The 21,490-nt window shown below is 46.3% G+C and carries 19 protein-coding genes and 4 tRNA genes; 8 read left to right on the top strand and 15 right to left on the bottom strand.

The genetic code is table 11. The features are described from left to right. Nucleotides 1-9: 9 nt before the first annotated feature. The 11 genes from rplL to EL341_RS15310 form a co-directional block, all read right to left on the bottom strand. Nucleotides 10-378, bottom strand: a complete 369-nt coding sequence (gene rplL, locus EL341_RS15260) for a 50S ribosomal protein L7/L12 (protein WP_047782096.1) — start codon at nt 376-378, stop codon at nt 10-12. Nucleotides 379-441: 63 nt separating this feature from the next. Continuing rightward, nucleotides 442-939, bottom strand: a complete 498-nt coding sequence (rplJ, locus tag EL341_RS15265) for a 50S ribosomal protein L10 (RefSeq protein ID WP_047782097.1) — start codon at nt 937-939, stop codon at nt 442-444. A 324-nt stretch (nt 940-1,263) separates the two neighbouring features. Then, nucleotides 1,264-1,968, bottom strand: a complete 705-nt coding sequence (gene rplA / locus EL341_RS15270) for a 50S ribosomal protein L1 (protein WP_047782098.1) — start codon at nt 1,966-1,968, stop codon at nt 1,264-1,266. A gap of 3 nt (nt 1,969-1,971) precedes the next feature. Continuing rightward, nucleotides 1,972-2,400 carry a 50S ribosomal protein L11 gene (gene rplK / locus EL341_RS15275; RefSeq protein ID WP_047782099.1) on the bottom strand — a complete coding sequence of 143 codons (429 nt, stop codon included), beginning with the start codon at nt 2,398-2,400 and terminating at the stop codon, nt 1,972-1,974. Between the two features lie 160 nt (nt 2,401-2,560). Then, on the bottom strand, nt 2,561-3,106 hold the full coding sequence (nusG, locus tag EL341_RS15280; RefSeq protein ID WP_047782100.1) for a transcription termination/antitermination protein NusG: 546 nt from the start codon (nt 3,104-3,106) through the stop codon (nt 2,561-2,563). 1 nt (nt 3,107) lies between these two features. Then, nucleotides 3,108-3,491 (bottom strand): preprotein translocase subunit SecE, encoded by a 384-nt coding sequence (gene secE / locus EL341_RS15285; RefSeq protein WP_047782101.1) that lies wholly within the window; start codon nt 3,489-3,491, stop codon nt 3,108-3,110. A 235-nt stretch (nt 3,492-3,726) separates the two neighbouring features. Further along, complete coding sequence (tuf, locus tag EL341_RS15290) at nt 3,727-4,911, bottom strand: elongation factor Tu (protein WP_047782102.1); 1,185 nt, start codon at nt 4,909-4,911, stop codon at nt 3,727-3,729. A 117-nt stretch (nt 4,912-5,028) separates the two neighbouring features. Further along, nucleotides 5,029-5,104, bottom strand: a tRNA-Thr gene (locus EL341_RS15295). Nucleotides 5,105-5,107: 3 nt separating this feature from the next. Beyond that, nucleotides 5,108-5,182: transfer RNA gene (locus tag EL341_RS15300), tRNA-Gly, on the bottom strand. A gap of 203 nt (nt 5,183-5,385) precedes the next feature. Continuing rightward, nucleotides 5,386-5,470, bottom strand: a tRNA-Tyr gene (locus EL341_RS15305). Nucleotides 5,471-5,483: 13 nt separating this feature from the next. Then, nucleotides 5,484-5,559: transfer RNA gene (locus EL341_RS15310), tRNA-Thr, on the bottom strand. 580 nt (nt 5,560-6,139) lie between these two features. Between EL341_RS15310 and atoS the strand changes: the two genes are divergently transcribed. The 8 genes from atoS (at nt 6,140) to uhpC (ending at nt 16,191) form a co-directional block, all read left to right on the top strand. Further along, a complete protein-coding gene (atoS, locus tag EL341_RS15315) occupies nt 6,140-7,990 on the top strand; it encodes a two-component system sensor histidine kinase AtoS (protein WP_074824996.1) in 1,851 nt (616 codons plus the stop codon). Next, the gene (gene atoC, locus EL341_RS15320; RefSeq protein WP_074824999.1) at nt 7,987-9,363 is read left to right on the top strand and encodes an acetoacetate metabolism transcriptional regulator AtoC; all 1,377 of its coding nucleotides are present in this window, start codon (nt 7,987-7,989) and stop codon (nt 9,361-9,363) included. The genes atoS and atoC overlap by 4 nt, the downstream gene beginning before the upstream one ends. 307 nt (nt 9,364-9,670) lie before the next feature. Further along, nucleotides 9,671-10,330, top strand: coding sequence for an acetate CoA-transferase subunit alpha (gene atoD, locus EL341_RS15325; RefSeq protein WP_074825001.1), 660 nt, complete (start codon nt 9,671-9,673; stop codon nt 10,328-10,330). Between the two features lie 2 nt (nt 10,331-10,332). Continuing rightward, the gene (locus tag EL341_RS15330) at nt 10,333-10,998 is read left to right on the top strand and encodes a CoA transferase subunit B (protein ID WP_047782106.1); all 666 of its coding nucleotides are present in this window, start codon (nt 10,333-10,335) and stop codon (nt 10,996-10,998) included. Next, nucleotides 10,995-12,317, top strand: a complete 1,323-nt coding sequence (locus EL341_RS15335; RefSeq protein ID WP_047782107.1) for a TIGR00366 family protein — start codon at nt 10,995-10,997, stop codon at nt 12,315-12,317. Before EL341_RS15330 ends, EL341_RS15335 begins: the two co-directional genes overlap by 4 nt. Before the next feature lie 27 nt (nt 12,318-12,344). Next, the gene (locus EL341_RS15340) at nt 12,345-13,529 is read left to right on the top strand and encodes an acetyl-CoA C-acetyltransferase (protein ID WP_126468128.1); all 1,185 of its coding nucleotides are present in this window, start codon (nt 12,345-12,347) and stop codon (nt 13,527-13,529) included. Nucleotides 13,530-14,003: 474 nt separating this feature from the next. Continuing rightward, nucleotides 14,004-14,801 (top strand): inositol monophosphatase family protein, encoded by a 798-nt coding sequence (locus tag EL341_RS15345; protein WP_047782109.1) that lies wholly within the window; start codon nt 14,004-14,006, stop codon nt 14,799-14,801. A 34-nt stretch (nt 14,802-14,835) separates the two neighbouring features. Next, entirely contained in the window at nt 14,836-16,191 is a 1,356-nt protein-coding gene (gene uhpC / locus EL341_RS15350) for an MFS transporter family glucose-6-phosphate receptor UhpC (protein ID WP_047782110.1), read from the top strand. Nucleotides 16,192-16,313: 122 nt separating this feature from the next. Here uhpC and EL341_RS15355 read toward each other — a convergent pair whose 3' ends face one another. From EL341_RS15355 to EL341_RS15370, 4 genes are all read right to left on the bottom strand, one after another. Further along, complete coding sequence (locus EL341_RS15355; RefSeq protein WP_232036570.1) at nt 16,314-17,333, bottom strand: Ldh family oxidoreductase; 1,020 nt, start codon at nt 17,331-17,333, stop codon at nt 16,314-16,316. 250 nt (nt 17,334-17,583) lie between these two features. Beyond that, nucleotides 17,584-19,179 (bottom strand): aldehyde dehydrogenase (NADP(+)), encoded by a 1,596-nt coding sequence (locus tag EL341_RS15360; protein WP_126468129.1) that lies wholly within the window; start codon nt 19,177-19,179, stop codon nt 17,584-17,586. A 109-nt stretch (nt 19,180-19,288) separates the two neighbouring features. Next, nucleotides 19,289-20,209 (bottom strand): dihydrodipicolinate synthase family protein, encoded by a 921-nt coding sequence (locus tag EL341_RS15365; RefSeq protein ID WP_126468130.1) that lies wholly within the window; start codon nt 20,207-20,209, stop codon nt 19,289-19,291. A gap of 223 nt (nt 20,210-20,432) precedes the next feature. Then, a complete protein-coding gene (locus tag EL341_RS15370; protein WP_082118997.1) occupies nt 20,433-21,290 on the bottom strand; it encodes an AraC family transcriptional regulator in 858 nt (285 codons plus the stop codon). Between the last annotated feature and the right edge of the window lie 200 nt (nt 21,291-21,490).

Genomic DNA, 21,490 nt, shown 5'->3' on the forward strand with positions numbered 1-21,490 from the left:
AAAGAGGTCTTACTTAACCTCAACAGAAGCGCCTGCTTCTTCCAGAGCTTTCTTCAGAGCTTCAGCGTCATCTTTGCTAACGCCTTCTTTGATTACAGCTGGTGCAGATTCAACTAAATCTTTAGCTTCTTTCAGACCCAGGCCAGTTGCGCCACGTACTGCTTTGATAGCAGCAACTTTGTTAGCACCGGCAGCAGTCAGAACTACGTCGAATTCAGTTTTCTCTTCAACAGCTTCAACCGCAGCAGCTGGACCAGCAGAAAGAGCTGCAGCAGAAACGCCGAACTTCTCTTCCATAGCTGCGATCAGCTCAACGATTTCCATTACAGACAGAGCTGCAACGCCTTCTAAGATTTGGTCTTTAGTGATAGTTGACATAACAAGTGTTCCTAAAATATAGAAATAGTTTATACGTTAAAAAGCAACGATACAAAAGAGCAATTAAGCTGCTTCTTTCTGATCGCGCAACGCAGCCAAGGTACGAACCAGTTTGCCGGCAGCGGCTTCTTTCATGGTTCCCATCAGGCGTGCGATTGCTTCATCGTAGGTTGGTAAGGTTGCTAAGCGGTCAATATTTGCCGCAGAGATTAACTCACCTTCAAAGGCTGCTGCTTTAACCTCAAATTTTGCATTATCTTTAGCAAAAGCTTTGAATAAACGAGCGGCTGCGCCCGGATGTTCGTTAGAAAATGCAACTAAGGTTGGACCAACAAACGTGTCTTTCAGGCACTCGAATGGAGTCCCTTCAACGACGCGACGCATTAAGGTGTTACGAACAACACGCATATAAACGCCAGCTTCACGACCTGCTTTACGCAGTTCAGTCATTTTATCTACAGTTACGCCGCGGGAATCCGCAACCACTACAGACAGCGCGCCCTTGGCTACTTCGCTAACTTCAGCAACAATCGCTTGTTTGTCTTGAAGATTTAATGCCATTGGCTTTTTGCTCCTGGATTAGACCGGGAAAATCCCCGGAACTCACATCACCTGAATCAATCGTTTCCGAAGAAACGATGAGCAGGCGTTAAAACACGGTGAGTAGAATCCAGCAAAGAGCATTTTCTTGTAACAAGAAAAAACATTCTTTAGGCTCTCTCACCGTCTACGCAGGCCGTTATACCTTTAATAAGGAAACAGCAATTAAGTATGTTGCCATACGCCTGCGGTCTTGGACGGAGGCCTGGATATGGCCAGGCTCCAACCGAAAAAATCTAAGGGGACAAATTCTAGACGAATCTGCCCCCATAGTAAAGCAACGAATTAACTCGCTGCTGCGCTCAGGCTGCTTTGATCGATAGCTACGCCAGCACCCATAGTGGTGGACAGGCTAACTTTCTTAACAAAAACACCTTTAGCGGTAGATGGTTTAGCTTTCTTCAGAGCAGACAGCAGAGATTCTAAGTTCTCTTGCAGTTGAGCTGTATCGAAGTCAACTTTACCGATAGTGGTATGGATAATACCGTTTTTATCATTACGATAACGAACCTGACCCGCTTTAGCATTTCTAACTGCTTCAGCAACGTTAGGTGTAACAGTACCCACTTTCGGGTTTGGCATCAGACCACGTGGGCCTAAAACCTGGCCTAATTGACCAACAACGCGCATTGCATCAGGAGAAGCAATAACAACGTCGAAGTTCATTTCGCCTTTTTTGATTTGGTCTGCTAAATCTTCCATACCGATCAGATCGGCACCGGCTTCTTTTGCAGCTTCAACGTTTGCGCCCTGAGTAAACACAGCAACGCGAACGGTACGACCAGTACCGTGTGGCAGTACAGTTGCACCGCGAACGTTTTGGTCAGATTTACGAGCGTCGATACCGAGGTTTACGGCAACGTCTACACTTTCAACGAATTTAGCAGTTGCTAATTCTTTCAGCAGAGCAACAGCTTCAGCAATTTCATACTGTTTAGTTGCATCAACTTTGTCACGGATTACGCGCATGCGCTTGGTTAGCTTAGCCATTGATTAACCCTCCACTACCAGGCCCATGGAACGAGCAGTACCTTCAATAGAACGCACCATCGCGTCTAAATCAGAACCAGTCATATCCGTAGCTTTAGTTTGTGCAATTTCACGAACTTGCGCGTTTGTTACTGTTCCAACTTTAGTTTTGTTTGGAACGCCAGAACCAGACTTAACGCCTGCAGCTTTTTTCAGCAGCACAGCAGCCGGTGGGGTTTTGGTAACAAAAGTGAAAGAACGGTCTGCATACACAGTGATAACAACAGGAATTGGTAAGCCTTTTTCAATGCTTTCAGTTTTAGCATTGAACGCCTTACAGAATTCCATGATGTTTACACCTTGCTGACCCAGAGCTGGACCAACTGGTGGACTTGGGTTAGCCATACCAGCTGCAACTTGCAGCTTAACGTAGGCTTGGACTTTTTTAGCCATGAGTTATTTCCTCGGTTTGGGTAATAGCGCCTCGAAAGGCTCCCCTATCTTTAATAAAATGTGTTTTATCTTTATACGTAATAAAAATAAAAGGCGCGGAATTATACGATAACCCCACGCCTAATACAATATGATTATTCAATCACCACACGGTGCTTGATTAGCCTTTCTCTACCTGACCGAAGTCTAGTTCAACTGGTGTTGCGCGACCAAAGATAGAAACCGATACTTTCAGACGGCTCTTCTCATAGTCAACTTCCTCAACCACACCGTTAAAGTCAGCAAATGGGCCATCATTAACGCGCACCAGCTCACCCGGTTCAAATAGTGTTTTCGGCCGTGGCTTATCACCAACTTGTTGTAAGCGATTCATAATCGCATCGACTTCTTTATCACTAATTGGTGCCGGACGATCCGACGTTCCGCCAATGAAACCCATAACGCGTGGAATGCTGCGAACTAAATGCCATGTAGCATCGTTCATCGCCATCTGGACTAATACATAACCAGGGAAGAATTTGCGTTCACTTTTACGACGTTGGCCACCGCGAATCTCAACAACCTCTTCGGTTGGAACCATCACTTCGCCAAACTGATCTTCCATCTCATTCAGTTTGATGTGCTCACGCAAAGATTGCGCAACGCGACCTTCAAAACCGGAGAAAGCTTGAACTACGTACCAACGCTTTTTAGGGGCTTCAGACATCTTAGAACCTCAGGCCAGTTATAAATGAGACCAAACGGACCAGAATACCATCCAGCCCCCATAGAATCAGTGACATCACGACAGTGACCGCAGCAACAATCAACGTTGTCTGTAGCGCTTCCTGACGCGTAGGCCAAATCACCTTGCGAACTTCAACGCGTGCAGCACGCGCAAACTCCAGTGTCGCTTTACCTTTCGCGGTAAATAACGCGATAGCAAAAGCAACGCCAATGATAGCAACGACGGCTATCGCACGCAGAGGTAAACTATATCCACGGTAAATATAATTACCCACAATAGCGGTAATCAGTAATGCCGCGACAATCACCCATTTAACTATTTCTAGTCCGCGCCCGTTTCCTTGAGCTTCGGTATTCGCACTCATAAACCAACCTGTCAGTATGACTTAAATAATTCACTCACCCCGCATTATAGCAGAGCAACCAAGCCGAATGCTCGTTCTTCGGCATAATACGCCGTATCTGAGCCTATCTCACCCTAGCTCTCACTGACTTATACCAGAAAACAAGACAGAAAAACTTGATGAGATAGGTTCTTTTTATTCACAACGTTGAAAAAGGGCATCAAATGATGCCCTTTTAAAGCCTGCCGAGTCAATCTTATTTGATGATCTTAGCAACAACACCCGCACCAACGGTACGGCCACCTTCACGGATAGCGAAGCGTAAACCTTCGTCCATCGCGATTGGGGCAATCAGAGTTACAGTCATCTGAATGTTATCACCTGGCATTACCATCTCTACGCCTTCTGGCAGTTCGATGGTACCGGTCACGTCAGTTGTACGGAAGTAAAACTGTGGACGGTAGCCTTTGAAGAATGGAGTATGACGACCACCTTCATCTTTGCTCAGGATATAAACTTCTGATACGAAGTTAGTATGCGGGTTGATTGAACCTGGTTTTGCTAATACTTGACCACGTTCGATTTCATCACGCTTAGTACCACGCAGCAGAACACCAACGTTCTCACCCGCACGGCCTTCGTCCAGTAATTTACGGAACATTTCAACGCCGGTACAAGTTGTTTTCACAGTATCTTTGATACCAACGATTTCAACTTCTTCACCAACTTTAACGATACCGCGCTCTACACGACCGGTTACTACTGTACCACGGCCAGAGATTGAGAAAACGTCTTCGATTGGCAGCAGGAACGGCTTATCAATTGCACGCTCTGGCTGTGGAATGTAGCTATCCAGTGCTTCAGCCAATTCGATGATTTTAGCTTCCCACTCAGCTTCGCCTTCCAACGCTTTCAGCGCAGAACCACGAATTACTGGGGTATCATCACCTGGGAAATCGTACTGAGACAGAAGCTCACGAACTTCCATTTCAACCAGTTCTAACAGCTCTTCATCGTCAACCATGTCACACTTGTTCAGGAACACAATGATGTATGGTACGCCAACCTGGCGGCCTAACAGGATGTGCTCACGAGTCTGAGGCATAGGACCATCAGTTGCAGCAACAACCAGAATAGCGCCATCCATCTGAGCAGCACCAGTGATCATGTTTTTAACGTAGTCGGCGTGTCCTGGGCAGTCAACGTGTGCATAGTGACGCGTAGGCGTGTCGTATTCTACGTGAGATGTATTAATGGTAATACCACGCGCTTTTTCTTCTGGTGCGTTATCGATTTGATCGAATGCACGCGCGTTACCACCGTAGGTTTTTGCCAATACGTTGGTGATAGCTGCTGTCAGAGTTGTTTTACCGTGGTCAACGTGGCCGATAGTACCGACGTTTACGTGCGGTTTTGTACGTTCAAATTTTTCTTTAGACATCGATAGTCCCTCTAAATCACGATAGATAGATCGTGGTTAAACCACATTAACCAAGCAAAAGCTTGTAATAGCATGTTGAGGTGGAAGTAATCAGGGGGATAACCAGAGAAGGGAAAGTGGTGCTGATAGGCAGAGTCGAACTGCCGACCTCACCCTTACCAAGGGTGCGCTCTACCAACTGAGCTATATCAGCACTTGGAGCGGGCAGTGGGAATCGAACCCACATCATCAGCTTGGAAGGCTGAGGTAATAGCCATTATACGATGCCCGCAGTTCCGAACTCAGTGACCTGGTGCTTCAACACTCTAAACTCGGTGGTGGGGGAGGAATGACTTCAGAAGCAGTGATAAACCTTAGTAGCTTATCGTGCTTTGCTGAGTGCTGAACTCCAAAGTGAAGCTCTTAACTCATCCCCTTTCAGGTGTCTTTTCAGACACTGTATTGATGCCACATCGCGTCAACACAATCAAATAATGGTGGTGGGAGAAGGATTCGAACCTTCGAAGTGAGTCACGGCAGATTTACAGTCTGCTCCCTTTGGCCGCTCGGGAACCCCACCCAGAATTCTTGATTGGTGCCGGCTGCCGGAATCGAACTGGCGACCTACTGATTACAAGTCAGTTGCTCTACCTACTGAGCTAAGCCGGCATCAAGTGCTGCGCATTCTAGGGAGACATTACGAACGATGCAACAAAAAATTTCACTTTAATGCGCTATCGCTCACTTTTTAATCAAACGAGCCTTTTTTTTACCCGTAAAGTATAGATTATAGCCAATCGTCATCACCACAGTGAAGAAAATTTAAACACTTTTTTTGCTGACTTTTAATCACCCTAATTTTTAGAGCACATTTCCTTCTTATTCCAAGAACCCGAACGATATCAAAGTGCTCCTTTTTTAACCTGATAATCAAAATCAACCAAAGTCTGACGCTTTAATGACATGTTATGAACGTTATCAGCCAGAGTTAGGTGCAGCCTGACACCTGATTTGTATAGGAAGCGATTAATATTTTTATTATGCTATTGAACAGCATTACCGCAAACGATGAAAACCAGCGCTGATCAAACTTAAACTATCGTCGATTATTATTCCGTGCTTTCGATGCGCTTCACATTTCAGTACTGTGCCTCTTGTGCCTGGCCTCTAACGCTCTATAGTTCAAACAACGCTATGGCTACACTCAAACGCTTGGCACCCTATTATTATCACCAGGGATTTGGTTGCAATGTCTTCTCTTTACTCCGCCTTTAAACGATCTATTCAGACATGCCGACCGCATACCCTGCGTGGAAAAATGATGGTACTGGCTATTCTGATGGTGTCTTTGCCAACGCTAATCATTGGCTATCTGGTTGAAACCGAAGGGCGAGATGCCCTATTACAAGAAAAAAGAATCAAACTCTCCGCCGTCACAAAATTACTAGACCAATCACTGGCAGATTCATTCAGCCTCTACGCCGACCTTCCTCGGGAACAGAGAATAAAAGCCCTGAATCAAAAATTGGCACCGGAAACCGATAAGATAACAGGCGCTTTTTCCGGCGTAGGTGCTGGCTATTACAGCAAGGAACTGGATGCCATCATAACCTATGGCCCACAGGCTCTGCATGGTAATGCCGTCGGCGTAACCATTAAAGCCGATCATCCGGGACGTGAAGTGATGGCCAGCGGTGAACCGCTGGTTAAATGGGGTTCTCAGGTACGTGGCAATATCATGAACTCCATGATCCCGATTAAACGGGATAATCAGGTTATCGGTTATATCTGGGCCAACGAACTCTCTAACGATATCGATCGTCAGGCGCTGGCCATGGATATCAAAATTATGTTCGTCCTCGTTATTGGCCTGCTGTTGAGTATCTGGATGATCGCCGTCTTCTCCCGCCGCTTTACTACCGACATTGATACCATTAAAACTGGACTAACCGAGCTCTCATTGGATCTGAAAGCGACCATTCCCCCCATGAAGGGAGAAATGGGGGAGATATCCGACAGCGTTAACGCCTTGTCCAGGGCCTTACGTGAAGCCAAAACCCTCAATGAATTAGTGATAGAAAGCGCCGCCGACGGCGTCATTTCCGTGGATATTCACGGCTGCGTCACCATGATTAATCCGGCGGCAGAAGGCATTACCGGCTACCGTAAAAAAGCGCTTATCGGTAGACCTTACGCCGAGATATTTGACAAGACCGACTTCCATAGTCCGGTTTTAGATACCTTAATTCATGGTATCGATCATGTCGCACTCGAGGTGGAATACCCGGCTAAAGATCGCAAAATTCAGATTAGCGTTAGCACCAGCCAATTACACAATGCGCAGGGAGAAACGATTGGCGCACTGGTTATTTTCACCGATTTAACGGCCAAAAAAGAGGTTCAACGCCGCATTGAACAGGCGGAAAGATTAGCCACGCTAGGTGAATTAATGGCTGGAGTAGCCCATGAAGTCAGAAATCCACTCACCGCAATCAGCGGGTTCGTGCAAATACTCAGGGATAGCGAGCAAGACCCACAACGTCGAGAATATACCCAGATTATTCTTAAAGAGGTTAATTCCATTAATCGGGTTATTCAGCAACTGCTGGACTTTGCCCGGCCACGCCCAAGCCTTTACCAGCAAGTAAATTTAAATCAATTGATTAACCAAACGTTAATTCTGGTGAAAACTAAAGGTATTGAGGTACGCATCGATTTTATTCTGGAGCTGGAACAACATCTGCCGGATATTGAAGCCGATGGCGAGCTGTTAAAACAGGTACTGCTTAACCTATTGATTAACGCCGTACAGTCTATCGCTACCAGAGGTAAGATAATGATTACCACCCGCTCTCGAGACCAGTATTGGCAAGAAATAACCATTCAAGATACTGGTTGCGGCATTGGCGATGACATCAAATCCAAAATTTTTGATCCATTCTATACCACCAAACCGTCCGGTACCGGGCTGGGGTTATCCATCAGCCACCGAATTATTACCGCTCACGACGGCGATATTACCCTGAACAGTCAACTAAATCAGGGAACCACATTTACTCTTGTTCTACCGGTTAAACATGGCGAAGGAAATCCGTTATGAAAAAATCTTATCGTATTCTGATCGTGGACGATGAAGAAAACGTTCGCCGTATGTTAGCCACCGTTTTTACTCACGATAACCATCAGGTTATCTGTGCTGAAGATGGGCAGCAGGCGTTAGAATTATTTCAACAGCAAACGCCCGACGTCGTGTTAATGGATATTCGCATGCCTAAGCTCAACGGCATGGAAGCCCTGCAAGTGATGCGTCAGCTCAATCAAGATACGCCGATTATTTTAATGACTGCCTACGCCGCGGTGGAAACCGCCGTTGAGGCACTTCGACTAGGGGCGTTCGATTACGTTATCAAACCCTTCGATCTGGATGAGCTAAAAATCATGATCGGACGGGCTATGCAGCTACGGGAAATGAAACAGGAGATCAACCTGCTTCATCGCGCCCTATCCGATAGCTATCAGTGGGATCGGATTTTAACCAACAGTCCAAAAATGATGGAGCTGTGCCGAGATACCGCCAAAATCGCCCAGAGTAACGCCAGCGTCTTGATTACCGGCGAAAGCGGTACCGGCAAGGAACTAATCGCCAAAGCAATTCACTACAATAGTCCACGAGCCAAAGGCCCATTTATAAAAATTAACTGTGGCGCACTACCGGAATCCTTACTAGAAAGCGAGCTGTTTGGTCATGAGAAAGGTGCCTTTACCGGAGCACAAACTCAGCGTCAGGGACTATTTGAACGGGCTAATCAGGGAACCTTGCTGTTAGATGAAGTTGGGGAAATGCCCCATAACCTACAGGTTAAACTCCTGCGGGTACTACAAGAGAGAGAGTTTGAACGCTTGGGCGGCAGCCAAACCATTAAAACTGATATCCGCCTGATTGCGGCAACTAACCGTAATCTGTCAGCCATGGTAGAACAAGGGGAATTCCGTCGAGATCTGTTTTATCGCCTAAACGTCATGCATCTTTCCCCTATTCCACTTCGTGAACGCCCGGAAGATATCTCACTCTTGGCTCAGCACTTTGTCCAAAAATTCAGTGCAGAAAATGGCAAAGAAATTGTCGAGCTCGATCCCAGTACGCTGACTATTTTGGAAGCCTATCCATGGCCGGGCAACGTCAGGGAATTGTCTAATGCTATTGAGCGAGCGGTCATCATGAGCACCGGATTTATTATCTTCCCGGATGAACTGCCAGAGCACCTACAACAACAGTTAAACGTTCCCCATCTCAGTGAATCAACCAATACGCTAACCGGACATACGCTGAAAGAGAATTTAAAAGCTTACGAACGTGAATTAATTTGCACAGCACTGGGCAACAATCAGGGAAACCGCGTGCAAACCGCACGAGTACTGGGTATCAGCCGTCGGGCGCTGATGTATAAACTACAGGAATATCATATCGAATAACCATTCGATAGCCTTACCGCTACCGCTCACTCCATAACAATATCTCATGCCCCTGATTTATCAGGGGTCTTTGCATTATTTAGCGATCAGACAAAATATGCACACCTGTGCAAAAATTTGCACTCTTGTTCCAGCCTATTATGCTTGCTTGATCGTTTCAATTCATTAAAACCATTCATTTAATCTTTTACTTATCAATAAATTAATAGAATAACATCGAAAAAAAACCATAAAAAACATAACTGGCACAACCATTGCAATTCCTTAATTGAGTCCGAATTCGGATATCAAAACATAAGGAATAACGATGAAAAATAAACATATTGATATACAGCAAGCTGCTGAATATTTTCGTGATGGCATGACCATCATGGTTGGCGGTTTTATGGGTGTGGGCACACCGCCACGTCTGGTGGAGGCACTACTCAATTCAGGTGTTAAAGATTTAACCATCATTGCTAACGATACCGCTTTTGTTGATACCGGTATTGGTCCGTTAGTGGTCAACGGTCGGGTGAAGAAAGTCATCGCTTCACACATTGGTACTAACCCGGAAACCGGTCGTCGCATGATCGCTGGTGAAATGGAAGTCGAACTGGTTCCTCAAGGCACGCTGATTGAACAAATTCGCTGCGGCGGTGCTGGTTTAGGTGGCTTCTTAACCCCCACCGGCGTCGGTACCGTGGTTGAAGAAGGTAAACAAAAAATCACCATTGCGGATACCGAATACCTGCTGGAACTCCCTCTGCGCGCCGATTTGGCGCTGATTCAGGCACATATTGCCGACCATCAAGGCAATCTGGTTTATCAAATGACCGCCCGTAACTTCAACCCGTTAATCGCGCTGGCTGCTGATGTGGTTATTGCGGAACCGGACAGTCTGGTTGCCGTTGGTGATATCTCTCCGGATCAGGTGATGACCCCCGGTGCCCTGATCGATCACATTGTTTGCCCGAAGGAGTGCTAATCATGAATGCTAAAGAACTTATCGCACGCCGCGTTGCCCTTGAACTACACGACGGAGATATCGTCAATCTGGGCATTGGCCTACCCACTCAAGTGGTTAACTACTTACCAACCGATATCCACATTACCCTACAGTCTGAGAACGGCTTTCTGGGTCTCGGTCCAGTAACCGAAGCCCATCCGAATCTGGTTAACGCCGGTGGTCAACCTTGTGGCATGTTGCCGGGTGCAGCCATGTTTGACAGCGCTTTCTCATTTGCTTTGATTCGCGGTGGTCACGTTGATGCCAGCGTCCTCGGCGGCTTACAGGTCGATCAGGGTGCCAATCTGGCTAACTGGATGGTACCGGGAAAAATGGTACCGGGTATGGGAGGTGCGATGGATCTGGTCACCGGCGCTCGTCGAGTGATTATCGCGATGGAACACTGCGCTAAAGACGGTTCCTCCAAAATTCTCAAGCAGTGCACCCTGCCATTAACCGCCAAAAACAAAGTCAGCATGATTGTCACTGAACTGGGCGTTTTCAACTTTGAAAATGGCTCTCTGGTGTTAAAAGAACATGCACCGGGCGTAACGCTGGAAACCATCCGTGAGAAAACTGAGGCCGACTTTATTGTGGCGCCAGATTTCAAACCAATGCCTATCGTGGTTGAGGAAGGTGTCGCATGATCGGCCGCATATCGAAGTTTTTAACCGGATTTGTCAGCCGTTACCTGCCCGATCCACTCATTTTCGCCATGTTGTTGACCATGTTCACATTTGTGATCGCCCTGGCTCTGACCCCACATACCCCTATTGATATGGTTCAAATGTGGGGTAACGGCTTCTGGAACCTGCTTGGTTTCGGTATGCAAATGGCATTAATTATCGTCACCGGACATGCGCTAGCCAGCTCTGCGCCGGTGAAGAAAATCCTTAAGTTAACCGCTTCTGCCGCCAAAACGCCGGCTCAGGGCGTTATGCTGGTTACCTTCTTTGGTTCGGTGGCCTGCGTTATTAACTGGGGATTTGGTCTGGTCGTTGGCGCCATGTTCGCCCGTGAAGTGGCACGTCGGGTCAAGGGCTCTGACTACCCGCTGTTGATTGCCTGTGCTTACATCGGCTTTCTAACCTGGGGTGGTGGTCTCTCCGGCTCTATGCCGTTACTGGCAGCAACCCCGGGCAATCCGGTTGAGCATATCGCCGGTCTGATTCCTGTTTCCCAAACTATCTTCACCGGTTACAACATCTTTATCACCTTAACGCTGATTATCGTGATGCCATTTGTTACCCGCATGATGATGCCAAAACCGGGTGATATCATCACCATCGATCCTGCGCTATTGCAGGAAGAAGCTGACTTCCAGAAAAAATTACCTGCTGATGCACCTGTTGCAGAGAAAATGGAAGAAAGCCGGATTATTGCCTTTATTATCGGGGCATTAGGTATTGCCTATCTGGGTATGTACTTCTGGGAAAAAGGCTTCAATATCACCATTAACACCGTCAACATGATGTTTATGATTGCCGGCCTGCTGCTGCATAAAACACCGATGGCTTATATGCGTGCGATCTCCGCCGCAACTCGGAGCACCGCCGGTATTTTGGTTCAGTTTCCGTTCTATGCCGGTATCCAACTGATGATGGAACACTCCGGTCTGGGTGGATTAATTACCGAATGGTTTATCAGCGTTGCCAATAAAGACACCTTCCCCATTATGACCTTCTTTAGCTCCGCATTGATTAACTTTGCCGTGCCATCAGGCGGTGGTCACTGGGTTATTCAAGGTCCATTCGTTATGCCTGCTGCACAAGCGCTGGGCGCTGACTTAGGTAAATCAGCCATGGCCATTGCCTATGGTGAACAGTGGATGAATATGGCACAGCCATTCTGGGCGCTGCCTGCACTGGCGATTGCCGGACTGGGTGTTCGGGACATTATGGGTTACTGCGTAACCGCCCTGCTGTTCTCCGGTCTGATATTTGTTATCGGCCTCACGGTATTTTGACGCTAATTTGGAATAAGGAATTGAGTTATGAGCAATATTGTTATTGTCAGCGCAGCCCGCACCGCCATTGGTAGCTTTAACGGCGCTCTGGCCTCTGTTTCTGCCGTAGATTTAGGTGCCACCGTTATTCGTGAAGCCATGGCACGTGCCGGCATCAACGGAGATGCCGTAGACGAAGTGATCTTTGGTAACGTACTTCAGGCCGGTCTCGGCCAAAACCCGGCTCGTCAGGCGCTGCTGAACAGCGGTATTCCTGATAGCGTTTGCGCTTATACCGTGAACAAAGTGTGCGGCTCCGGTTTGAAAAGTGTCGCTCTGGCCGCTCAGGCTATTCTGGCTGGCGATGCTCAAGCTATCGTAGCTGGCGGTATGGAGAATATGAGTCAGGCGCCTTATCTGCTGGATAGCAAAGCACGCTGGGGCTACCGTCTGGGTGACGGTAAGCTGATGGACGTGATTCTACAAGACGGCTTAATGTGCGCGACTAATCATTACCATATGGGTATTACCGCTGAAAACGTCGCTAAAGAGTATGATATTAGCCGCGAAGCACAAGACGCTCTGGCACTGGCATCACAACAAAAAGCGGTGGCCGCCATTAACAGCGGTACATTTGCCAAAGAAATTGTACCGGTCACAGTAAAAAGCAGAAAAGGCGAAATCATTGTTGATACCGATGAATTCCCGAAAGCTGACACCACCGCAGAAGGCTTAGCTAAACTGCGCCCGGCGTTCACGAAAGAAGGTACGGTGACTGCCGGTAACGCTTCTGGTATTAACGACGGTGCCGCAGCGCTGGTCGTGATGTCCGAAAGCCGCGCTAAAGCATTAGGGTTACAGCCACTGGCGCGTATCCGTGGCTATGCTAATGGCGGTGTTAATCCTTCGATTATGGGAATGGGTCCGGTTCCGGCAACCCTGAATGCCCTGAAGAAAACTGGCTTAGCACTGTCCGATATCGATCTGATTGAAGCCAACGAAGCCTTTGCGGCTCAGTTCCTTGCCGTTGGCAAAACGTTAGGATTCGATCCGGCAAAAGTCAACGTCAACGGAGGTGCCATTGCTCTCGGTCACCCAATCGGAGCCAGCGGTGCACGCATTCTGGTCACGTTATTACACGCCCTGCAAGCCAGAGATAAAACGCTAGGTCTGGCAACGTTGTGTATTGGCGGTGGTCAGGGTACAGCAATGATTATTGAGCGAATGAGTTAATCATCATCGCCATGGCCCGACAATCTCGTTGGGCCATCTTTACCACCGAAGCGATTAAATCCATACCGGTAACGACTACCTCGTACTATTTTGAGTAATCAGTCACATTTCTTGAATAATAAATGCTGAAAATAACATTGAGGCTGGCGACCAAATATTGACGGTTCAAGCTCAGTTTCTCGCCACTTTCATACGCAAAACCACGCCGCAGACACACATAGCCCCTAATTTTTTATTTGAACTATGCCGATTTCATCATAATAGCTAGCAAAATCCCTCAAGAATATCCTTCCATTTCAGACCATCCTGCCACTCTCGATTAACAAATATTAAACAAATAATAAACACAAACAACACAAGAAACATCACAAACCTATGTAAACCGCTGCGTACAGAGACGATACAACACCGGTTTGGTGACGGATAGCTATCACACTATCGCACATCGCGGCTTACCCATTGGGAGTAAAATGCATGGATAACAATAAATTAAAACATTTCTTAGCAATCGCAGAGAGCATCGCCGACCAGACTCGCCAACTGTTAAAACAAGAACGACAACGCTATCTCTATTCAGGGCGAAACTTTGTGACTAAAGACGACCAAAGTCCAGTGACAGAAATCGACCAACAAGTAGAGAAACTGATAAGAGAACGTATTACTGATGCTTTTCCCGATCACGGAATTTTAGGAGAAGAGTTTGGAGCCCAGGCTCAATCAGAAGAGTTTGTTTGGGTTATTGATCCTATCGACGGTACCAAACAATTTATCGCGGGCGTACCGGTATATGGCACGCTGATTTCACTATGCCAGAACGGTAAACCGATCCTCGGAATTATCGATATTCCTTCTCTTGATGAACGTTGGGTCGGTGCACAAAACTTACCCACTACGCTAAACGGTCATCCGATTCAAACCCGTTCCTGCCAAAACCTCCCTGATGCCCTCATGTCCACCAGCAACACCGAGTTTGTCCTGCCCGAACATCGTGCCGGTTTCAATTATCTGATTGGCGCAAGCAAGTGGCGAATATACGGGGCTGCCTGCTATGCCTACGGCTGCTTAGCATCTGGACGTATCGATCTCAGCATTGATAGCGGCGGCATGCGTGAAGTGGATTACTGCGCAATGGTGCCAATTATTGAAGGTGCCGGAGGAAAAATAAGCGACTGGGACGGTGAACCACTGACGATGTATTCCAAGTCAACGGTCGTTGCTGCCGGCGATCCTCATTTACACGCTTTAGTTATAGAGACACTGAAAAAACACTAATTACTACAACAGATTAATTAATAAGGTGGTCACTATGCTTAAATGGATGAAATCAGCGCTGGAAAAGCCTGTTAAGGATGATAAAGAACACATTAACCATACCTATCGCTATTGGCGGATCCACATTATGCTTGGCATGTATGCTGGCTATGCTGTCTATTATTTTACCCGTAAAAGCTTTAACTATGTGATGCCAGAGATGTTAGTCAATCTGAATATCACTGTCGCTGATGTTGGATTAATGGGCACGCTGTTCTACTTTATGTATGGCGCTTCACGTTTTATTTCCGGCATTTTAAGCGATGCAGCAAACCCCCGTTACTTTATGGGCATAGGCTTAATTTTAACCGGCATCATTAATATTCTCTTTGGTTTAAGCTCCTCGTTATGGGTACTTATGGTCTTTTGGATCTGTAATGCCTTTTTTCAGGGTTGGGGCTGGGCTCCCTGTTCCAAACTCTTAACGTCCTGGTATTCACGGAATGAAAGAGGGTTTTGGTGGGCGGTGTGTAATACCTCACATAATGTAGGGGGAGCCATTATCCCATTGCTAGCCGGGTATCTGGCGGTTCAATACGGTTGGCGTTACGGCATGATAGTCCCGGGAATCATTGCTATCGTCGTTGGATGCTTTCTCTGTTTTCGTCTGCGAGACCGGCCGGTAAGTATGGGATTACCGACCGTCGGATACTGGCGTGACGACCAATTAGAAATAGAACAAGAACAAAAAAGTGCAAAACTGCCCATAATGGAAATTCTAAAGCGTTATATTTTTACTAATAAATATATTTGGTTATTGGCTATCTCCTACGTATTTGTCTATATCGTGCGGATCGGGATTAACGATTGGGGAAATCTCTATTTAGTCAAAAACCATAATTACTCTTTAGTCAAAGCGAATTCCGCCTTAACCATGTTAGAAATTGGTGGTTTTATAGGAACAATCGTCGCTGGCTGGGGGTCGGATAAGCTATTCTCCGGTAACCGGGTACCGATGAATATCATATTTATGGCAGGTATCTTCTTTAGCGTTCTATTCTTGTGGTTATTGCGCATTGACAGCTATTTTCTTAATGCTGCCTGCTTCTTTGCCATCGGATTCTTTATTTTTGGCCCGCAAATGTTAATCGGTATGGCCGCGGCCGAGTCAGCCCACAAAGACTCAGCCGGAGCAGCAACCGGTTTTGTCGGCATTTTTGGTTATCTGGGTGCAGGTCTGTCCGGATGGCCGCTGGCAAAAGTATTAGAAATTTGGCATTGGAATGGTTTCTTTACCGTCTTATCCATAACCACAGTCCTGTCAGCGCTATTATTACTGCCGCTGATATCTAAAAAGAAAATACCGACCTTTCAAAAACAACAGTTTATTGAGGAAAAACAGGGAATCTAAAACAGCATCACGTTTTATGATTTCATTAACGAATAATAAAACAAAAACAAGGTAGGACTTCCTACCTTGTTTTTATTTATAAAACCTTATCCTATATGTGCCATGCCAAGTGACTAACATGACTATGCGGAATAACTCAGAGATTTAATTTCATCATAAAGTTTCTTGGAAATGTCTAATCCTTCTTCCAAAGCCCTCATCCGAGCCTGATAGCGACGCTGTGAAGGCAGTCTAGCTCCCTGACTTTCAATCGCGGTAAACATCTTCTCTGCACGAGAAAAATGTTGCTCTCTGTCATCCCCCAAAAAACGATCCGGATCAATGGCGATAATCAGCTCCCCACCACGTGGAGATGAACCGGTTCCTTTATCAAACTCAATAGAGTCAGCACTGGTCATATCACCGATAAGCGGCCCCGCAATAAGCTCAACCATCGCTGATAGTGCCGATCCTTTATGACCACCAAAAGTTAACATCGCACCATCCAACACCGCTTGAGCATCCGTTGTTGATTTTCCTTCGGCGTCAATCCCCCAGCCTTCAGGAATAGGTTTACCCGCCCGGCGATATAACTCAATTTCACCTCTGGCAACCATACTGGTCGCCAGGTCAAAAATAAAAGGTGAGCGATCCTTTCTTGGCCAGCCAAAAGCAATAGGATTCGTCCCGAACACCGGACGATTTCCTCCCGCAGGTGCCACCCAGGCGTGACTCGGCGTAAAAGCAAACGCGACCATTCCCGCTTCAGTTAATGGCTCAATATCCATCCATAGCGCTGAAAAATGGAGGCAATGATTAATAGCCAGCGCCCCTATCCCTGTTTTACGTGTCTGTTCAATCAATACAGGCAATGCCAGACGATGAGCTAGCAGTGAATACCCGCCTTGCGCATCGGCTTTAACAATCGCTGGTGCTGGGGTCGTAATAATCGGTAAAGCATCCGCTGACACTTTACCCGACCTTAGCGAGTTTACGCAGACCAGTACGCGATAGAGACCGTGAGATGCGCAACCGTCTCGTTCACCCGACGTCACATTTTCTGCGATAGCTTGGGCATGTTGCTCACTAAAACCATTCGCTAGCAGCGCTTCTTTGGCTAATTGATGAACTTCATCAATAGTTAAATGCAATTTCTCTTCCACTTTTTTCTCCTTTTACTCATATCACTCATATAGATATATATGATTAATGGGTTATTCCTCTTAAATCGTCTTCAGGCAGACAGAAGGGAAAAACGATAGATACTGAAAGCACAAGCGACCAACTGCTGCGCTAAGAATATTGACGATTTCGGATAGGGCTTACGCCAATAAACCGAAATCATTGATGCCTATTTGGCTTGTTAGTTGTTGAACAGTTATCGCTCAACAACTAACCAGGCGAGGGGATTGTTTATAAAGGATCGCGGGTATAAACGCCATTAACTAAACGCATTAATTTCATTGGGTTACTGTCTTTTAGTGTTTCAGGTAATAGTTCTTGGGGATAATTCTGTAAACAAACCGGTCTTAAAAAACGTTCTATCGCCAGCGTTCCAACCGAGGTACCTCTGGCATCAGTCGTAGCCGGATAAGGACCGCCGTGAACCATGGAATCACATACTTCTACACCGGTAGGATAGCCATTAATTAACAAACGACCGGCCTTACTCATGACCAATTGGCTTAAGGCATCTGCTTGAGCAATTTCCGTTTTCTCGCCGATTAACGTTACCGTAAGCTGTCCCTGTAAGCCTTGTAATGCGCGATATAGCTCACTTTCATCTCTGGCTTCAACAACCAGAGATACCGGGCCAAACACTTCTTCCTGAAATAACGGATCCTGATTAATCAATAGGGAAATATCTGCCTGAAAAAGTTGGGCATCGGCCTGCGTCTGACTCTTCATCTGTCCGCCAATACGCTTAATTTCAGGGTGACTTTCTAACGCTGTAATACCCTCTTGATAACTTTTCAGCGTGCCATAATTCAGCATAGTCTGAGCTGAGCACTGCTCAACATGATGCACTAATTGAGCAATGAACTGTGAAAAAGCGGTAGAGCGAATACCAATAATCACCCCAGGTTTAGTACATAATTGACCAACGCTTGATGTAAATGAACTGACTAATTCCTGAGCTATTTTGTCACCGCGTACCACAAGTGCCTGCGGCATAACTATCACCGGATTGATACTCGACATTTCTGCAAAAACAGGAATAGGTTGAGGGCGACGCGTTGCTAAATCAAACAGTGCTCGTCCACCCTGGAGTGAACCGGTAAATCCGACCGCCTGAATAGCGGGATGTTGAACAAGATCGGCGCCGATCTTGCTACCATAGATCATATTAAAAACGCCGACTGGCATATGTTGTTTTTTTGCCGCCTTCTCTATCGCCTGAGCAATAAATTCCGCAGTGCCCATATGGCTACCATGAGCTTTAACGACCACCGGACAACCCGCCGCTAACGCTGAGGCCGTATCTCCCCCGGCAGTGGAAAAAGCCAGCGGAAAGTTACTCGCGCCAAAAACCGCTACCGGACCGACGGCAATTTTACATTGGCGCAAATCGGGACGAGGAAGGGGCTTCCTGTCGGGAAGAGCGGTATCGATGCGTGCTGCATGATAATCGCCCCGGCGTAATAACTGAGCAAATAAACGCATTTGTCCGCTGGTGCGAGCGCGTTCCCCTAACACTCTCGCTTCAGGTAGTGCCGTTTCTTCCATAACCAAGTGAATAAACTCATCTCCGAGCGCATCAATTTCAGTAGCAATTTGCTCTAAGAAAGCGGCTCTTTCATCACTGCTTATTTGGCTATAGGCCAGATGAGCGGCTTCCGCTGCCTTTACCGCCAGTTCAGCATCATTAATTGTTGCCTGATAAAAACGATATCCCGTAGGTTGTCCGTCAACTGCACGAAGGCTGACTAAGGTGCGCTCACCTTCCGCGACCCTTTCCCCACCAATAAATTGTTTTCCGCTGTGAGTGATTTCTGATTGATAGGCCATGATGTCTTTCCATTATTTAATCGAGGGATTTCATAGAGTAAGCAACTCAATCGCCATTGATTCCATCAATGTGCTCGGCAAAGATGCCGAGCACAGGAAAATTAAGCAATCAGAGACCGACATCCGGCAGTTGAGGACGGTTAGCCAGCGCTTTTTCAACGACCGCTTTAACTTCAGCCAATACTTTGCCTTCTAATGGTAAACGCGGTGGGCGGGTAATTGAGCTTCCTCTGCCAACCATCTCTTCACATAACTTAATGCATTGCACCAGATCAGGACGGAAATCCAGATGAAGCAACGGCATAAACCAATGATAAAGCTCCATTGCTTCTGCAAATCGCCCCTGCTTGGCAAGACGAAACAGCGTTTCCCCTTCGCGCGGGAAGGCATTGGACATACCTGAAATCCAACCCGCCGCTCCTACCGCAACGCACTCCACAACCACATCGTCCAATCCGGCAAACAAAATAAAACGATCGCCGACCTCATTTGGAATATCGATAAACGGACGCGTATTACCCGATGAATCTTTAAAGGCAACGATATTTTCACAATCCGCCATAGTGGTCAGAACTTCCGGCGTAACATCATTCTTATAAACAAGCGGGTTGTTATACAACATGATAGGAAGGTCGGTTGAGGCCGCGATATCGCGGAAGTAAGCCACCGTTTCCCGAATAGTTGGTGAATAGACTAAAGGAGGCATAATCATGACGCCATCAGCGCCTGCCTGACGGGCAGCATGTGTCATCTCTTTTGCTTTTGCCGTCGTCAGCTCTGCAACGCCTGATAATACAGGCACTTTACCTTTCGCGGCATCAACCGCGACTTCAACTATCGACTTTCTCTCTTCCAATGTTAAAGAGGTATTTTCCCCTACGGTGCCGTTAACAACTAGTCCAGAGACACCATCATTAATCAAGTTTTCCATCACCTTATGGGTGGCTTCAAGATCAACAGAGAAATCCTTTTTAATCTGGGTACTCACTGCTGGAAAAACACCGCTCCAGTTAATCGCCTTATAACTCATATTATCAGTCCTATTCATTAGTTATTAACGGTGCTGAAGTTGGCCTTAGCCACGTCAACATAGTTGCTTTAAGTGAAATGTTAATAAAAAGTAAACCAACGGTGAAAAGTTAATGACATAGTGACGATTAATAGTCTGTGAGGCTTGAGGTTTTTCCCCCTAAGCAATGACGAAATCAGCATACTTTTATCAGAAACAGAAGAATCAAGAAGGAATGATAGCTTTAGCACTCAACATTGAGAGTTGCTCGGAAATGGCGGGGTGTTGAGCCGGTCAATGCCTTAAACTGACGGCTAAATGCGCTATGATCGGTATAGCCACAGTGAAGGGCAATATCGGTAATTGGCATAGTGGTTGCTAAAAGTTTAGTGGCATTTTCTAAACGAACTTTATGGATCATTTGCCGTGGGGTCAGACGAAATATGCGCTTGCAATAGCGTTCAAGCTGAGCAACGGAAAACCCGGTTAAGCTCGTTAGTTCATTCAGGCTAATGGTACGGCTGTAGTGTTCACGAATATAGCTGTCAACGGCAACAAGCTGTCGGTAAGCAGGGTGATTTGCTTTGGCTTCCTGCAAATCATATGAAATGCCTGCCATACCGATAATTGTGCCATTAATATCATATAAAGGCAGTTTTTGGGTTAAGCACCAGCCCGTTTCACGCCCGTTATAAAGGTGCATTTCAAGCTGATCTTGAATCTTAATCCCTTGTTGCAGGACTAATCTATCCTGTTGAGTATATCCAGAACCTAACTTAGACGGGAAAATCGCTTCAGATGTCTTACCCAATAAAGGATTAATCGTTTTAAAACCACAGCGTTTCGCCAACGTCAGGTTGGCAATCAAATAACGCGCCTCACGATCTTTAATAAAAAAAACCACATTAGAAATAGCGTTAAGCAACGGCAAAATCAGCGCTATTGAATTAAGAATGCCATGAATATTTTGTGGACGCTGAATAACAAACCCTTCGCATAGGGTTGCGAGCTGTTCTATCGATAATGGTAAAACTGAATCAGACTGTGCAGACAATGGAAAAGGTTCATCAAAGTTAACATCCTTATTTTTTACTATTCTCATCGCATCACCTGACTATTTAGCCACAGCGTTAAATTGAAGATCGCATCAATGACTGACATATGCTTTCGATTAAAAAACAAAGAACATCAATTTATTTACTAGGTTTAATATTAACTTTATTAATAATCGTCAAGCGTTATTCAATATCATTTGTTAATTCTGCTAACCAGCCCAAGTTTTATGCCAACAACCGTAGATCT

Source organism: Pragia fontium (assembly GCF_900638655.1).
Taxonomy (GTDB): Bacteria; Pseudomonadota; Gammaproteobacteria; order Enterobacterales; family Enterobacteriaceae; genus Pragia; species Pragia fontium.

Coding starts and splice junctions, on each gene's coding strand:
- rplL (WP_047782096.1), bottom strand. CDS start 378: ATGTCAACTATCACTAAAGACCAAATCTTAGAAGGCGTTGCAGCTCTG.
- rplJ (WP_047782097.1), bottom strand. CDS start 939: ATGGCATTAAATCTTCAAGACAAACAAGCGATTGTTGCTGAAGTTAGC.
- rplA (WP_047782098.1), bottom strand. CDS start 1,968: ATGGCTAAGCTAACCAAGCGCATGCGCGTAATCCGTGACAAAGTTGAT.
- rplK (WP_047782099.1), bottom strand. CDS start 2,400: ATGGCTAAAAAAGTCCAAGCCTACGTTAAGCTGCAAGTTGCAGCTGGT.
- nusG (WP_047782100.1), bottom strand. CDS start 3,106: ATGTCTGAAGCCCCTAAAAAGCGTTGGTACGTAGTTCAAGCTTTCTCC.
- secE (WP_047782101.1), bottom strand. CDS start 3,491: ATGAGTGCGAATACCGAAGCTCAAGGAAACGGGCGCGGACTAGAAATA.
- tuf (WP_047782102.1), bottom strand. CDS start 4,911: ATGTCTAAAGAAAAATTTGAACGTACAAAACCGCACGTAAACGTCGGT.
- atoS (WP_074824996.1), top strand. CDS start 6,140: ATGTCTTCTCTTTACTCCGCCTTTAAACGATCTATTCAGACATGCCGA.
- atoC (WP_074824999.1), top strand. CDS start 7,987: ATGAAAAAATCTTATCGTATTCTGATCGTGGACGATGAAGAAAACGTT.
- atoD (WP_074825001.1), top strand. CDS start 9,671: ATGAAAAATAAACATATTGATATACAGCAAGCTGCTGAATATTTTCGT.
- EL341_RS15330 (WP_047782106.1), top strand. CDS start 10,333: ATGAATGCTAAAGAACTTATCGCACGCCGCGTTGCCCTTGAACTACAC.
- EL341_RS15335 (WP_047782107.1), top strand. CDS start 10,995: ATGATCGGCCGCATATCGAAGTTTTTAACCGGATTTGTCAGCCGTTAC.
- EL341_RS15340 (WP_126468128.1), top strand. CDS start 12,345: ATGAGCAATATTGTTATTGTCAGCGCAGCCCGCACCGCCATTGGTAGC.
- EL341_RS15345 (WP_047782109.1), top strand. CDS start 14,004: ATGGATAACAATAAATTAAAACATTTCTTAGCAATCGCAGAGAGCATC.
- uhpC (WP_047782110.1), top strand. CDS start 14,836: ATGCTTAAATGGATGAAATCAGCGCTGGAAAAGCCTGTTAAGGATGAT.
- EL341_RS15360 (WP_126468129.1), bottom strand. CDS start 19,179: ATGGCCTATCAATCAGAAATCACTCACAGCGGAAAACAATTTATTGGT.
- EL341_RS15365 (WP_126468130.1), bottom strand. CDS start 20,209: ATGAGTTATAAGGCGATTAACTGGAGCGGTGTTTTTCCAGCAGTGAGT.
- EL341_RS15370 (WP_082118997.1), bottom strand. CDS start 21,290: ATGAGAATAGTAAAAAATAAGGATGTTAACTTTGATGAACCTTTTCCA.